Source organism: Enterobacter sp. 22452, from assembly GCF_052045065.1.
Lineage (GTDB): Bacteria > Pseudomonadota > Gammaproteobacteria > Enterobacterales > Enterobacteriaceae > Enterobacter > Enterobacter mori.
This window is the reverse complement of sequence record NZ_JBQEOB010000004.1, coordinates 526,353-540,335: the sequence shown is the minus strand read 5'-3', so window position 1 is coordinate 540,335 and position 13,983 is coordinate 526,353. Positions and strand designations below refer to the sequence as shown.

13 protein-coding genes are annotated in these 13,983 nt (G+C 54.0%); 4 read left to right on the top strand and 9 right to left on the bottom strand.

Features of this window, described 5'->3' with window-relative positions; translation table 11 throughout:
• The first annotated feature begins 273 nt into the window (after nt 1-273).
• The gene (locus ACTJJA_RS15085) at nt 274-1,569 is read left to right on the top strand and encodes an MFS transporter (protein ID WP_431138942.1); all 1,296 of its coding nucleotides are present in this window, start codon (nt 274-276) and stop codon (nt 1,567-1,569) included.
• On the opposite strand, the gene ACTJJA_RS15080 is transcribed toward ACTJJA_RS15085, so the two are convergent.
• The 6 genes from ACTJJA_RS15080 to trxC all read right to left on the bottom strand — a co-directional run bounded on the left by ACTJJA_RS15080 (nt 1,566) and on the right by trxC (nt 7,286).
• Nucleotides 1,566-1,889 carry a YfiM family lipoprotein gene (locus tag ACTJJA_RS15080; protein WP_010434103.1) on the bottom strand — a complete coding sequence of 108 codons (324 nt, stop codon included), beginning with the start codon at nt 1,887-1,889 and terminating at the stop codon, nt 1,566-1,568. The two genes, ACTJJA_RS15085 and ACTJJA_RS15080, sit on opposite strands and share 4 nt — an antisense overlap.
• A gap of 45 nt (nt 1,890-1,934) precedes the next feature.
• Nucleotides 1,935-3,287, bottom strand: a complete 1,353-nt coding sequence (gene pssA, locus ACTJJA_RS15075; RefSeq protein ID WP_440668570.1) for a CDP-diacylglycerol--serine O-phosphatidyltransferase — start codon at nt 3,285-3,287, stop codon at nt 1,935-1,937.
• Nucleotides 3,268-3,315, bottom strand: coding sequence for a hypothetical protein (locus ACTJJA_RS15070; RefSeq protein WP_214594211.1), 48 nt, complete (start codon nt 3,313-3,315; stop codon nt 3,268-3,270). The genes pssA and ACTJJA_RS15070 overlap by 20 nt, the downstream gene beginning before the upstream one ends.
• An 84-nt stretch (nt 3,316-3,399) precedes the next feature.
• Nucleotides 3,400-6,063 carry a bifunctional acetate--CoA ligase family protein/GNAT family N-acetyltransferase gene (locus tag ACTJJA_RS15065; RefSeq protein WP_214605735.1) on the bottom strand — a complete coding sequence of 888 codons (2,664 nt, stop codon included), beginning with the start codon at nt 6,061-6,063 and terminating at the stop codon, nt 3,400-3,402.
• Between the two features lie 35 nt (nt 6,064-6,098).
• Nucleotides 6,099-6,797 carry a tRNA-uridine aminocarboxypropyltransferase gene (locus ACTJJA_RS15060; RefSeq protein ID WP_440668563.1) on the bottom strand — a complete coding sequence of 233 codons (699 nt, stop codon included), beginning with the start codon at nt 6,795-6,797 and terminating at the stop codon, nt 6,099-6,101.
• A 69-nt stretch (nt 6,798-6,866) separates the two neighbouring features.
• On the bottom strand, nt 6,867-7,286 hold the full coding sequence (gene trxC / locus ACTJJA_RS15055) for a thioredoxin TrxC (RefSeq protein WP_440668562.1): 420 nt from the start codon (nt 7,284-7,286) through the stop codon (nt 6,867-6,869).
• A 204-nt stretch (nt 7,287-7,490) separates the two neighbouring features.
• Between trxC and ACTJJA_RS15050 the strand changes: the two genes are divergently transcribed.
• Nucleotides 7,491-8,621: a tRNA/rRNA methyltransferase gene (locus ACTJJA_RS15050; protein WP_089598418.1), complete on the top strand. Its 1,131-nt coding sequence runs from the start codon at nt 7,491-7,493 to the stop codon at nt 8,619-8,621.
• 39 nt (nt 8,622-8,660) lie between these two features.
• On the opposite strand, the gene ung is transcribed toward ACTJJA_RS15050, so the two are convergent.
• Nucleotides 8,661-9,350: a uracil-DNA glycosylase gene (ung, locus tag ACTJJA_RS15045; protein WP_089598417.1), complete on the bottom strand. Its 690-nt coding sequence runs from the start codon at nt 9,348-9,350 to the stop codon at nt 8,661-8,663.
• A 313-nt stretch (nt 9,351-9,663) separates the two neighbouring features.
• Here ung and grcA point away from each other — a divergent pair, with 313 nt between their 5' ends.
• A complete protein-coding gene (gene grcA, locus ACTJJA_RS15040) occupies nt 9,664-10,047 on the top strand; it encodes an autonomous glycyl radical cofactor GrcA (RefSeq protein ID WP_008502190.1) in 384 nt (127 codons plus the stop codon).
• A 54-nt stretch (nt 10,048-10,101) separates the two neighbouring features.
• On the opposite strand, the gene srmB is transcribed toward grcA, so the two are convergent.
• Nucleotides 10,102-11,430 (bottom strand): ATP-dependent RNA helicase SrmB, encoded by a 1,329-nt coding sequence (srmB, locus tag ACTJJA_RS15035; protein ID WP_042715662.1) that lies wholly within the window; start codon nt 11,428-11,430, stop codon nt 10,102-10,104.
• Between the two features lie 132 nt (nt 11,431-11,562).
• Here srmB and trmN point away from each other — a divergent pair, with 132 nt between their 5' ends.
• Nucleotides 11,563-12,300, top strand: a complete 738-nt coding sequence (gene trmN, locus ACTJJA_RS15030; protein WP_440668561.1) for a tRNA(1)(Val) (adenine(37)-N(6))-methyltransferase TrmN — start codon at nt 11,563-11,565, stop codon at nt 12,298-12,300.
• Here trmN and nadB read toward each other — a convergent pair.
• Nucleotides 12,285-13,904: an L-aspartate oxidase gene (gene nadB, locus ACTJJA_RS15025; protein ID WP_440668560.1), complete on the bottom strand. Its 1,620-nt coding sequence runs from the start codon at nt 13,902-13,904 to the stop codon at nt 12,285-12,287. The genes trmN and nadB overlap by 16 nt on opposite strands.
• Nucleotides 13,905-13,983: the final 79 nt, after the last annotated feature.

Sequence of the window (13,983 nt, the reverse complement as noted above, 5' to 3'; positions counted from 1 at the left end):
AACGCCGTAGCGCCGATGGTAGTGTGGGGTCTCCCCATGTGAGAGTAGGGAACTGCCAGGCATCAATTAGAAGAACCCCGTACCGAAAGGTGCGGGGTTTTTTGCTTTTGGATTTTCTCTTAATTAGCCTTTCTCCTAATCGCTTATCCTGCTAATGGAATGTGTGATCTTCATCGCAATGTCTGTTATAACAAAATTATAACATTTCATTTACGAGGCGTTCGAGTCTTCTGGACTCAACACGCCGCTGTTTATGGCTGGAGCATAATCACAATGACAGAAAGCATTGCATCAAACGGGACGCTGGCTAACAGTGATACCCGCAGAAGGGTATGGGCAATCGTCAGTGCCTCTTCAGGGAACCTTGTTGAATGGTTCGACTTTTACGTCTACTCATTCTGTTCACTCTATTTCGCACATATCTTCTTTCCTTCGGGAAACACCACAACGCAGTTGCTACAAACGGCAGGGGTATTCGCTGCAGGATTCTTAATGCGACCAATCGGTGGCTGGCTGTTCGGTCGCATTGCGGATCGTCGTGGTCGTAAGGCATCCATGCTGATCTCGGTTTGTATGATGTGCTTTGGCTCGCTGGTGATCGCCTGCTTGCCAGGGTATGAAACGATTGGTACATGGGCACCGGCGCTACTTTTGCTGGCTCGCTTATTCCAGGGGCTATCTGTCGGCGGCGAATACGGTACCAGCGCGACTTACATGAGTGAGGTTGCACTGGAAGGTCGTAAAGGTTTTTACGCCTCATTCCAGTACGTCACGCTAATTGGTGGTCAACTGTTGGCCATCCTTGTCGTGGTGATCCTGCAGCAGATTTTGACGGATGAACAGCTTCACACCTGGGGATGGCGGATTCCTTTCGCCATGGGCGCTGTACTGGCTATCGTCGCACTTTGGCTGCGTCGTCAGTTAGATGAGACCTCTCAGAAGGAAGTCAGAATGCTGAAGGAGGCGGGAACATTCAAAGGGTTATGGCGTAACCGCAAGGCTTTCCTGATGGTTCTGGGCTTTACTGCGGGCGGCTCTCTCAGTTTTTACACTTTCACCACTTATATGCAGAAGTATCTGGTGAACACTACAGGTATGCATGCGAATGTCGCCAGCGTTGTCATGACGGTGGCTTTATTTGTTTTTATGCTCATACAACCGCTCATCGGAGCGCTCTCGGATAAGATGGGTCGACGTACGTCGATGCTCATTTTTGGCGGATTATCTGCATTATGTACCGTCCCCATTTTGACCGCGCTTCAGCATGTTTCCTCACCGTATGCGGCATTTGCGCTGGTGATGGTGGCGATGGTGATCGTTAGTTTCTATACCTCGATCAGCGGCATACTCAAGGCGGAAATGTTCCCGGCTCAGGTTCGTGCGCTGGGGGTTGGGCTTTCGTATGCAGTGGCGAATGCGATTTTTGGCGGGTCTGCGGAATACGTTGCCCTGTCGCTAAAATCATGGGGCAGTGAAACAACGTTTTTCTGGTATGTGACGGTGATGGGGGCTCTGGCTTTCATCGTGTCCCTGATGCTGCACCGCAAGGGCAAAGGTATTCGACTTTAATAATGCGCCATCTGCCAAACGGCATAGCCGGTCGTTGCGCCGGCGACATCCCAGGCAAAATCTTTCCAGCTCCAGCCGCTCCCTGCGGGGCGGCTGTCCCAAAGCTCTTTTGATGCTCCAAGGCTTACTGAGAACATCAGGCCGATTGCCGCACTCCGATCCCTGCTGTATCCCTGATGTTGCGCATACTCATTACCGGCAGCGGACAACATGGCAGAAGCGATAAAGTGTTGTGCTTTATCCTGACCCGACCAGCTATCGTTAGCCATGTGGCTACATCCTGTCAGGCACAAGAGGGCGAATAAGAGCGGGATGCGCATTAACGAACTCCATAAAAAAGCCCTGCTAATGACAGGGCCTGAACATTACAGAATACGGCTGATAAGGCGGTCTATCCTGATCCGACGTAAACGACGAATAAGTTTACGGACCTTCACGGGATAATCGGCAATGCTCTGCAGATCGCGGTAATGGCGAACGACGGTAGTATGAGTACGAATCAATTCCAGCTCGCGCTCGCGTTTCGCGGCTAATTCATGCTGCGGATCGTGGATCAAAATGGCATTTTCCAGATCCAGGCGCCAGGCGCGTGGATTCAGGTTATTGCCTGTTAGCAGCATCCACTCATCGTCGACCCACATACCTTTAAGGTGATAGCTGTTGTCTTCCTCTTTCCAGAGACGCACAACCAGTTGGTCGGTATTCACATAATACTGCAAACGGCTCAGGAATCGACGCAGGTTGATCTCATAGAGATAAGGTAACGCGCCGATAATCTTGAACGGCTGATCTTCCGGAATGAAGAAGTCGTTTGCCGTTTTATCCCCGACAATGATTTCCACTTTTTTACCATCACGCAGCAGCTGGATGATATTGCGAACCAGCACTGCAGGAAGGTTAAAGTACGGCGTGCAGATGGTCAGTTTCTGTTCCGCACACGGCATCAAATGGAAAATGGTCTTGTTCAGCAGGCTCGATTTGCCTAAACCAACGAGTGGCGTAACGGAAAGCTCTTCGTTATTGGCATCGCCCTGAAAATGATACACCGCATCGCGCAGCTCCTGACGGAAAGTGCGAACATCGTTTTTGATTTCGGGGCTTTTAGGTCGATGGGGATCGTCGAGACGGTTCACGCCACGGCCATGGACCAGGTGTCTATCAACCCAGTTAAACATGATATCCGCCATCTGCGCATTGCGAATCAGATGGTAGCGGTCATATCGATATTTATCGAGCTGATGGAGGTAAACGTCATTCAGACTCGCGCCACTGTAGAGGACGCTATCATCAATAATGAAGCCTTTGAAATGCAGAACGCCGAGTGCTTCACGGGTATTGACGGGTACGCCATAAACCGGCACATCGACGCCCGGGTTCTCCTGCGCCGTGCGGCAATACCAGTCAGCATTCGTGTTAGACGCCGCCGCACCAATGCGGCCGCGCTGTGCACGGTGCCAGTCAACCAGAACGCGAACATCCAGCTCCGGACGTTGACGCTTAGCTTCATAGAGCGCGTTCAGGATCGCGCGCCCGCCTTCATCTTGTTCAAGATACAGCGCCACAATACAAATACGTCGCGTAGCGCTGGCGATCTTTTCCAGGATCGTCTCCCGAAAATGAGCGGGAGCGTAAAAGAACTCTACATCATCAACTGGCTGAGAAATCTTCGGTAGTTGAGCAAGGTGTTGTTGATGTTTATTACGCTTGAATTTTGACAACATCACAGTGCGTTTCTTCTCTGTTCATTGAAGGGTTGTCTGTAGCATGCAAACAACATAAGCGGACAATGATACCCCAGTGCTATCAAAAGTGGGTAACATTTCCAGTAGGTTACTCTTGTTTATCTGCTGATGTCAGGGGGAGGGACAAGGCCACAATCCCTTCGTCCAGCTGAATATCCACGTCAAAACCCAGTTTGCGCGCCAGAGTGACCATACCGCGATTGTTGGGCATAGTAATGCCATTCAGGCGGAGCAATCCGTGATCTCGCGTATAACTGATGAGTTTTTCCAGCAGCCGTCTCCCCAGGCCCAGACCTTTCAAATCAGAGCGTACCAGCACGGCAAACTCCGCATCGATATTATCCGGATCCGAAATAGCACGCGTCACGCCAAGGATCTCATCACTCTGCCCGGAACGCCGTACGGCCACAAACGCCATTTCTCGATCGTAGTCGATCTGCGTCATATTGGCTAAATCATCATGAGTGAATTCATTGATCTCGCTAAAGTAGCGGTAGTAAAGATCTTCTTTGGTCACCTGAGAAATGAACGTGCGTAGCTGCGGCTCATCTTCCGGCAGAATAGGGCGGAAGAGCGCGCGTTCGCCGTTTTTCATCTCCACCCACTCTTCGAGGTGTAAAGGATAAGGGCGGATCGCCAGACGGCTCTCTCTGTCGCCTGTGAATGGCGCAATATCCAACGTGACATCCAGCGCGATAAACTCATTGCCGGAGGCGAGCAGCGGGTGAATATCCAACCGCTGAATCTCGGCACAATCCACAATCAAGTTAGATACCTGCACCAGGAACTGGCTTAATCCGGCAATATCAAGCGGGCGCAGGGCGCTCCGGCCACGGATTTTTTTGCTCTTTATCGCCTGTATTATCAGATAGCGCGCCAGATTCATATTCAATGGCGGCAATGCCACCACCGCCTGCTCTTCAGGTCGCCAGTCAACGCCGCCTTCACCCAGCATAATCAGCGGCCCAAAGACCGGATCGTGCTCAACCACCACGCGTAGCTCCTGGGCGCCTGCTCGGTTAGCCATGCTTTGCACGAGAAGGCCGTGGATCCTGGCCTGCGGCCAGGCCATTTTGACGCGGTCGAAAATGGCATCTGCAGCTTGCTGCACTTCCGCTGCCGTGCGTAAGTACAACATTACGCCCTGAACATCCGACTTATGTGGGATATCCGGAGAGCGAAGCTTCAGGGCGACCGGGTAGCCAATTTGCTCAGCAATATGGACGGCTTCCGCGCTGTCGCTGGCGATCCATGTCGGCAGCGTTTGCATGCCGTAACTGCCGAGAACGGGCTGTACCTCATGCGTGTCGAGCGAGGTCGCCCCCTCTTCGATAGCCTGCTGCAGCAGTCGGTGGACGTCGACGGCATTCGCAGTCAGGTTACCTGGTAAAGCCGGGGTTTCACGCAGTTGCTTTTGGTTACGACGGTATTCCACCATATGCATAAATGCGGTGATAGTGCCTTCTGGTGTGCGATACGTCGGCAACCCGGCTTCACTGAACAGCCGTCGTGCCTCCTGAGAGGAAAATTCACCGCACCAGTTGGTGAGCACGGTAACGTATTTGCCGCGCGGATGATTACGCACAGCGTCAATGAGCGTCCGAGCGCTTTCAGTACCAGGCGCAACCGCACTGGGCGAGTGGATGATCATGAGCGCGTCGAAATCCTGGCTGTCCAGCAAAATTGAAATGGCCTTTATATAGCGCTCGCTGCTGGCATCATCGCGTAAATCCAGCGGGTTGCCTGGTGCGACGCTGACGGGTAATGCCTCACGCAGGTGTTGCAGCGTCTCTTCGCCGAGCGTAGCCAGCTTACCGTTGCGTAGCCAGAGCTCATCCAGTGCCAGCGCTGCAGGTGCCGCCCCATTGCTGACAATCATTAGCTTTTCGCCGCGTAACGGACGCATATGGCTCAGCGTCTCAACGGCGGAAAAAAGCTCGTGCGTATCCTGCACCCGAAGTAAACCGGCACGCTGGATCGCGGCATCCCACGCGGGATCCATACCTGAATGCGAATTCAGCAGACGCTGCGCCGCCGGGCTACGCCCACTTTTGATGACCAGGATCGGTTTATTGCGCGATGCGCTACGCGAAGCTGACACAAAACGACGGGCATCGCTTAAGTGCTCAAGGTAGAGAAGAATCGCGCTGGTTTTACTGTCTCTGGCCAGAAAATCCAGCAGTTCATCTACGTCGATATCGAGGCTATCACCCAGAGCAATGAAGTAGGAGAATCCCATCTCACGCTGCTGCGCCCAGTCCAGAATGGTGTTCGATACGGCTGCCGACTGCGAGATAAAGGCCAGTTTGCCTTTGCGGATAGGCACCGGGGAGAAGCTGGCGTTCAGCCCTTGCCATGGTGCGAGCAGTCCCAGACTGTTTGGCCCCAGAATACGCATCTGAAAGCGACCGGCACAGGCCAGGAGTTCTGGCTGCTGTTCAGGAGGTGAGGAGAGGATAATGCAGGTTTTGCATCCTTTTTGGCCAAGCGACTCCAGTAAGTCCAGATTCCGTTTCGCATGCGTACAGATGATGGCGAGGTCGGGAACGAAGGGCAGGCTCTGAATATCTGGCCACGCAAGCACGCCCTGAACGGCCTTATAAGCAGGGGTGACGGGCATAACAGGGCCATTAAATCCGCCAGCCAGCAGGTTACGCATCATCAGGTAACCCGCACGATCCGGTTTCATGGAGGCGCCAATAACGGCAATGGATTTAGGTCGTAGTAGCGCTTCTAACCCTCGCTGGCTCATGCAACTCTCCTGTGAATGCAAGCGGCCTGATGATTTTAAACGCTTTCTGCCTCGGCTGCTGTGACGCTGCCCTTATGAACGGTTTTTCCTGCCAGGTAACGCTCGCGGAAACAGGAAAAATGGCTGCCTAACGCGCTGGCGGCCAGGGTATCTCCGGCCAGATCCAGAAGCGCAATTGCCACTTCCGCCGTACAATATTGCCCGTCAGCATGGGCTTCACGCAGGCGATAGGCCGAGACGCGAGACAAATCGACCGAAATCACCGGTAAAGCATCCAGATAGGGGCTTTTGCGGAACATTTTTCGCGCTTCGGTCCAGGTGCCGTCCAGCATAATAAACAGCGGCGGCTTACCGGATGGCGGCGCAGAAAGAACCTGGCGCTGTTCTCCCGCGTAGGACGCCGGGAAAACCACCATTGGCTGATAGCCGGGGTGTGTGACTAAATCGAGCAGTGCCTGAGGGGGTTCTGTACGAGACCATTGAAACGCGGCGGTATTCGGTAAAATATCGGCGATAAGACGCCCCGTATTGCTGGGCTTCATCGGCTCGGTATCGAACATGACCAGACAAAAACGGCTCTCTGCCGTACTCTGGACCAGCGTCTCGCAAAGGCAAACCTTCAGCGGTAGCAGGCAGCGCTGACAGCGACGGATACGGTTGCCGCGGGCAAGAAAGGGGCGAGTTGCGCGCGCAAGGCGTTCGGCGCGTAATTTAAGGACAGCGTTATCAGTCATGGGCGAAATGCAGGAAAAACCCTATTTTCGCAGAGGCGAGAACGGGGCACAAGATGTGCCCCGCGATTGTTACAGCGACTCGTTTAACCAGCTTTCAAACGGTGCCTTCGGAACTGCGCCGTTGAGCATGTCGATCACTTCACCATTTTTGAAAATCATAATGGTCGGGATGCTGCGAATACGAAAACGTGCGCTCAGTTCGCGCTCGGCTTCGGTGTTCACCTTAACGAAACGCATTTTTCCACTACGCTCTTCGGCCACGTCTTCGAAGATCGGCGCAAAGCTGCGGCAGGGGCCGCACCACGGTGCCCAGAAATCGACCACCACAGGAAGATCGTCCTTGAGGAGTTTGTCCAGCGTAGCACCCGTCGCGTTAATGACATCGCCATCAAACAATTCATGGCCACAACGTCCGCATTTCGCACCATCGTCCATCCGATCGTCCGGAATGCGATTAAGAGCCTGACAGTTGGCACATACGGTATTCATAACTAACCTCTGATAGAGCCGTGGGACAGCGGCAGAACGCCGATAATGTTTCTAATATGTTACATATTATCAATGAGCCTGTTTGAAACAACAATGCGTTTTATTCAATGAGAACAATAGTCACAGGCTTTTGTACGAAATTATGGCTATGCGCTGGCACATCGGGTAATCTGCGCGCTTCGCGCAGCGCTGGTGGAGAAAAGCATGAACGACGAAATGAAAAACAAAAGCGGCAAGGTCAAAGTGATGTATGTCCGCAGTGATGATGACTCTGATAAACGCACCCAAAATCCGCGTACCGGAAAAGGTGGCGGGCGTCCGGCGTCTTCTCGTGCAGACGGTGGCCGTCGCCCCGCCCGCGATGACAAAAATACCCGTGGTGATGACCGCAAACGTGACGATCGCAAACGCGATGACCGTCCGCGTTCCGACCGCCCACGTAATGACCGTCCACGCGACGATCGTCCGCGTGATGACTTCTCACGCGATAACGCCTCACCGTGGCGCACCGTTTCTCGCGCTCCTGGCGATGAGACGCCAGAAAAAGCCGATCACGGCGGTATCAGCGGTAAGAGCTTTATCGACCCGGAAGTGCTGCGCCGTCAGCGTGCGGAAGAGACCCGCGTGTATGGCGAGAATGCCTGCCAGGCCCTGTTCCAGAGCCGTCCTGAGTGTATCGTCCGCGCCTGGTTTATCCAGAGCGTGACTCCGCGCTTCAAAGAAGCGCTGCGCTGGATGGCCGCGAACCGCAAAGCCTACCACGTGGTGGATGATGCCGAGCTGACCAAAGCGTCCGGTACCGAACACCACGGCGGCGTTTGCTTCCTGATCAAAAAACGTAACGGCACGACCGTGCAGCAGTGGGTCAGCCAGGCGGATGCCGATGACTGCGTGCTGGCGCTGGAAGATGTGGGCAACCCGCACAACCTGGGTGCGATGATGCGTAGCTGCGCGCACTTTGGCGTGAAAGGCGTACTGTTGCAGGATGCCGCGCTGCTGGAATCCGGTGCCGCGATCCGTACTGCGGAAGGCGGAGCAGAGCACGTACAGCCGATCACCGGCGACAGCGTTCTGGATGCCCTTGAGCAGTTCCGTAAAGCGGGTTATTCCATTGTGACCACCTCGAGCCACGCCGGTACGCCGCTGTTTAAAGCGACGTTGCCACGCAAGATGGTGCTGGTGTTAGGTCAGGAACGCGATGGTCTGTCTGATGCGGCGCTCTCCAGTGCGGATCTGAGCGTTTCTATTGACGGGACAGGCAATGTGGAAAGTCTGAACGTTTCCGTTGCAACCGGCGTGCTGCTGGCTGAATGGTGGCGTCAGAATAAGGCATAAGCCTCTTATATGCCGGGCCTGACCCGGCACATTCAAATCCTACTCGCTCTCTGCCGGTAACACAGGCATCCAGTCAATTGGCGTTTCGCCACGTTTTTCCAGCCATTCATTCGCCAGAACAAAATGATTACTGCCAAAGAAACCGCGATGAGCAGACAGCGGTGACGGGTGCGGTGCTTTCAACACGTGATGACGCTGACGGTCAATAATCGCCCCTTTCTTCTGCGCGTGAGAACCCCAGAGTAAAAACACCACCCCTTCGCGATGCTCGTTGATCAGGCTGATGACTTTATCGGTAAAGGTCTCCCATCCAAGGCTGGCGTGCGAGTGCGCCTGGCCCGCGCGCACGGTCAGGACGGTATTAAGTAGCAGCACACCTTGATGCGCCCAGCTTTCCAGGTAGCCGTGGTTTGGCCGGGTAAACCCGGGCACGGTTCCCTCAAGCTCTTTATACATGTTGAGCAGAGAAGGGGGGATAGCCACGCCCGGACGTACGGAAAACGCCAGCCCATGCGCTTGCCCCGGGCCGTGATAGGGATCCTGACCCAAAATAACCACTTTTACATCGCTCAGTTCGGTATAGCGAAAGGCGTTGAACACATCTTTCTGCGGCGGGTAAATCGTCTGTCCGGACTGGCGCTCAGCAGCAACGGTGCTGAGTGTATTGATAAAATAAGGCTGCTGCTTTTCTTCTGCCAGCACGTCATGCCAGGTTAAAGGTGTTGTCATCTCGCTCTCCTGCGAATCTCAATCTGTGACTAGCTTACCTGTTTAACCCCGGTGAGCAAAATTACACGCTGAAATGTGCGCTAAGTGGCTAAATTTATTTTGAAAAGATGCAGGGCAAGTTGAATTGGTAAGGCCTTGAAATTGATCTAAAACAATAAATTCAAACCACACTCTTTATGTGGTTGGTGTTTTTATTGATTCAAATCAATAAATCACCGAGGTGTGAATGATATATATACACACAAGAAACAATGGTTTTACCAATTGGCCGCGAGAGGCCGACATCAGTTAATGTAGCCTAGGGAGGCAACACATGATTACAGGTATCCAGATTACTAAAGCTGCAAATGACGATCTGCTCAACTCTTTCTGGCTGCTGGACAGCGAGAAAAACGAAGCGCGCTGTGTCGTAGCGAAAGCGGGTTTTGCAGAAGATGAAATCGTGCCAGTGAGCAAACTGGGCGAAATCGAATACCGTGAAATCCCAATGGAAGTGAAACCTGAAGTGCGCGTTGAAGGTGGTCAGCACCTGAACGTTAACGTGCTGCGTCGCGAAACGCTGATGGATGCCGTTGAGCACCCTGAAAAATACCCACAGCTGACCATTCGTGTGTCTGGCTATGCGGTACGCTTCAACTCACTGACTCCAGAACAGCAGCGCGACGTTATTGCCCGTACCTTTACTGAAAGCCTGTAAGGGTTTCAGCCACGGGGGTGGAATAAAAAAGCCGGGAAATTTCCCGGCTTTTTTTTACTCTTCAGTTTTCGTTTCTGGCGCGGCAGCGCTTGGCTTGCGACGTTTACCAATATTTTTGGTGTCGCGGTGGCGTTGCTTAACGCGCGGCTTCTCTTTTTCTTTCTCTTTTCTCTCAGCACGTTTCGCGAGCGCTTTTTTGGACGGCTTGCCCGTCATTTTTTCGCTCGGTGCACGGGTGGTCGGGCGAAGCTCATCAATGACGCGCGCTTTCAGAGGCTCATCAACATAGCGGCCAATCTTCTGCAGCAGCAGGTAGTCATGCGCTTCAACCAGTGAAATCGCAATCCCTTTGCGGCCCGCGCGGCCGGTACGGCCAATACGGTGCAGATAGGTATCTCCGCTGCGCGGCATATCAAAGTTAATGACGTGGCTCACGTCAGGGATGTCGATCCCGCGTGCGGCAACGTCAGTCGCAACCAGAACGTTCACGCGACCGTCGGTCAGACGCTTAATGCCTTCAGTTCGCTTGATCTGCGCCATCTCGCCTTCGAGATAGCAGTTGTTGATCCCGGCGTTACGCAGCATTTCCGCCAGCTCGTGCACGCGCTCGCGCTTGCGCACAAACACGATTGTGCGCAGAGCATCTTCCTGCTTCAGCAGGTGTTTCAGCAATTCGACCTTGTGCTCAAGGTTATCCGCGCGGTAGTACCACTGGTGGATCTTCTTACGCTCACGGGTGGACGGCGTCGCCGAGACTTCCGCCGGATCTTCCAGCAGACGCTCTGCGAAGTCTTTGATCGCTTCCCCTTCGAGCGTGGCAGAGAACAGCATTGTCTGGTTACGCCAGCGCGTTTCACCCGCAATGTGTTCAATATCCTGCGCGAAGCCCATGTCCAGCATGCGGTCGGCTTCATCCAGGATCAGCGTTTCAACCGCGCGGCAGTCGAAGTTCTCTTCTTTGATGTACTGCAGCAGGCGGCCGGTCGTCGCAACGACGATGTCCTGGTTTTCGCTGAACACTTCGGCGTGGTTCATGTACGCAACGCCGCCGGTGATGGTGGCGATATCAAGATGAGTATTTGCCGCGAGTTCACGCGCGTGATCGGCAACCTGCATTGCCAGTTCGCGCGTAGGCGTCAGAATTAAAATACGCGGTGGGCCTGATTTTTTACGCGGGAAATCGAGCAGGTGCTGCAAGACAGGCAGCAAGTAGGCTGCTGTTTTCCCCGTGCCGGTTGGCGCAGAACCGAGCACATCGCGGCCCTCAAGCGCAGGCGGAATGGCCGCGGCCTGAATGGCGGTCGGGCGTGTAAAGCCTTTGCTCTCAAGTGCATTGAGCAGGCTTTCATCGAGTTCAAGTTCGGAAAAAGTCGTTACAGTCATGTTCTACCTCTGTGTGGGGCGCTGATTATAGACGTTACGGCTGTAATCTTCATCTGTTTGTATGGATATCGCTTTTCGACCACTTCGCTTTCCCCTATGCTACTCCAGTTTCACTTAGAAGGTTGCCCTGACATGTCTCAACTCAAAGCGCAGCTGCGCCGCGATGGTTTTACGTTTAAGCAGTTTTTTGTGGCGCACGATCGCTGTGCGATGAAAGTCGGTACAGACGGTATTTTACTGGGTGCCTGGGCACCTGTCGCAGGTGTTAAGCGTATTCTTGATATCGGTACGGGCAGCGGGCTGGTGGCGTTGATGCTGGCGCAGCGCACGGAAGAACATGTCACCATTGATGCCGTCGAACTGGATGCGCAGGCCGCAGGGCAGGCGAGTGAAAATGCTGGGGAATCCCCCTGGGCGCCACGCCTTTCCGTTGAGTGTGCGGATATTCTTGCCTGGGCGCCTGAGCAAACTTCACGTTACGATCTCATTGTCAGTAACCCTCCTTACTACGAACCCGGCGTGGAGTGCGGTACGCCCGAGCGCGAACGGGCTCGTTATACCGGTTCACTCGATCATAAGGCGCTGTTAACCAGTGCGGCTGAGCTGATCTCTGAAGAAGGTTTTTTCTGCGTGGTACTGCCAGAAAGTACCGGCAATAACTTTATTGAGATTGCCCGGGAGATTGGCTGGAATCTGCGTTTACGCACCGACATTTCGGACACTGAAGGGCGGTTGCCGCATCGTGTGTTGCTGGCACTCTCACCGAAAGAAGGGGAGTGTTTCAATGACAGAATGGTCATCCGTGGGCCAGACCAGCGTTACTCCGAAGATTACACAGCTCTGACCCAGGCGTTCTATCTGTTTATGTGAGCGTGAGGAGACAAGACCGACGGGCCGGACACTTCCAGCTGATCGGGATAGTCCAGGGTGTAATGCAGCCCGCGACTCTCTTTACGCATCATTGCGCAGCGAACGATAAGCTCCGCAACCTGTACCAGGTTGCGCAGTTCCAGCAGGTTATTGGAGACGCGGAAATTGGCGTAATACTCATTAATCTCCTGCTGTAGCATCGTGATGCGGCGCAGGGCGCGTTCAAGACGTTTTGTCGTCCGTACAATCCCAACGTAGTCCCACATAAACAGCCGCAGTTCGTGCCAGTTATGCTGGATAACAACCAGTTCGTCCGGATTTTCTACACGACTTTCATCCCAGGCTGGCAAATGCTCTGTTTCACGGGCATACGGCATACGGCTGGTAATATCCTCTGCTGCAGACCATCCGTATACCAGACACTCCAGCAGCGAGTTTGAGGCCATGCGGTTCGCGCCGTGCAGGCCGGTATAACTCACTTCTCCAATGGCATACAGGCCGTCCACGTCGGTGCGACCGTGATCGTCAACCATCACGCCACCACAGGTATAATGGGCTGCAGGCACAATGGGCACCGGATCGCGGGTCAAATCGATCCCCAGGCCCAGCAGTTTTTCATAAATCATCGGGAAGTGCTGACGAATGAACTCAGCTGGCTTATGGCTGATATCCAGATACATACAATCCACGCCAAGACGTTTCATTTCATGGTCGATTGCGCGAGCGACAATATCGCGCGGGGCCAACTCGCCCCTGGCATCAAAGTCAGGCATAAAGCGGGAGCCGTCGGGACGCTTCAGGTAAGCGCCTTCTCCGCGCAGGGCTTCCGTCAGCAGGAAATTACGCGCCTGAGGATGGAACAGGGCTGTTGGATGGAACTGATTGAACTCAAGGTTCGCCACGCGACAACCGGCACGCCAGGCCATGGCTATACCGTCCCCGGAGGCAATGTCCGGGTTAGTTGTGTACTGATACACCTTAGAGGCACCGCCTGTCGCCAGGACGACCGCTTTTGCCCGGCAGGTTTCTACCTTCTCTTTATTACGATTCCACACCCAGGCGCCGACGACGCGTCGCGTGCCCGGTAGACCAATTTTATCGGAGATAATCAGGTCAACCGCATTGCTACGCTCAAGGACGCGAATATTAGGATGGCTAAGCGCTTTACTGACCAGCGTGGTTTCAACCGCTTTTCCGGTCGCGTCTGCCGCATGAAGGATCCGACGATGGCTATGTCCGCCCTCACGGGTCAGGTGGTAGCTCTCTTCACCGTTAGGCTGGACGTGGGTATCAAACAGCACCCCCTGAGCGATAAGCCACTGTACGCAATGTCGGGCGTTGCTGGCGACAAACTCTGCGGCATGTTCATCCACAATCCCCGCCCCGGCAATGAGCGTGTCTTCTACGTGTGAGGCAATGCTGTCCGTTTCGTCAAACACGGCCGCAATCCCGCCTTGTGCATAGAAAGTTGAACCCTCGCTCATCGGGCCTTTACTCAAGACGATCACGTTCTGGTGCTCAGCAAGGCGCAGCGCAAGGGAGAGACCAGCAGCACCGCTGCCGATGATCAGTACATCACAATGAAGTTCTGGCGTTGTGTTCATGATGTTTGTTTAATTTACTAAACAGTGTTTGGCCAGAATAGCACCCGACTGAGACGTTTCGCACGTTTTTTTTGTATGT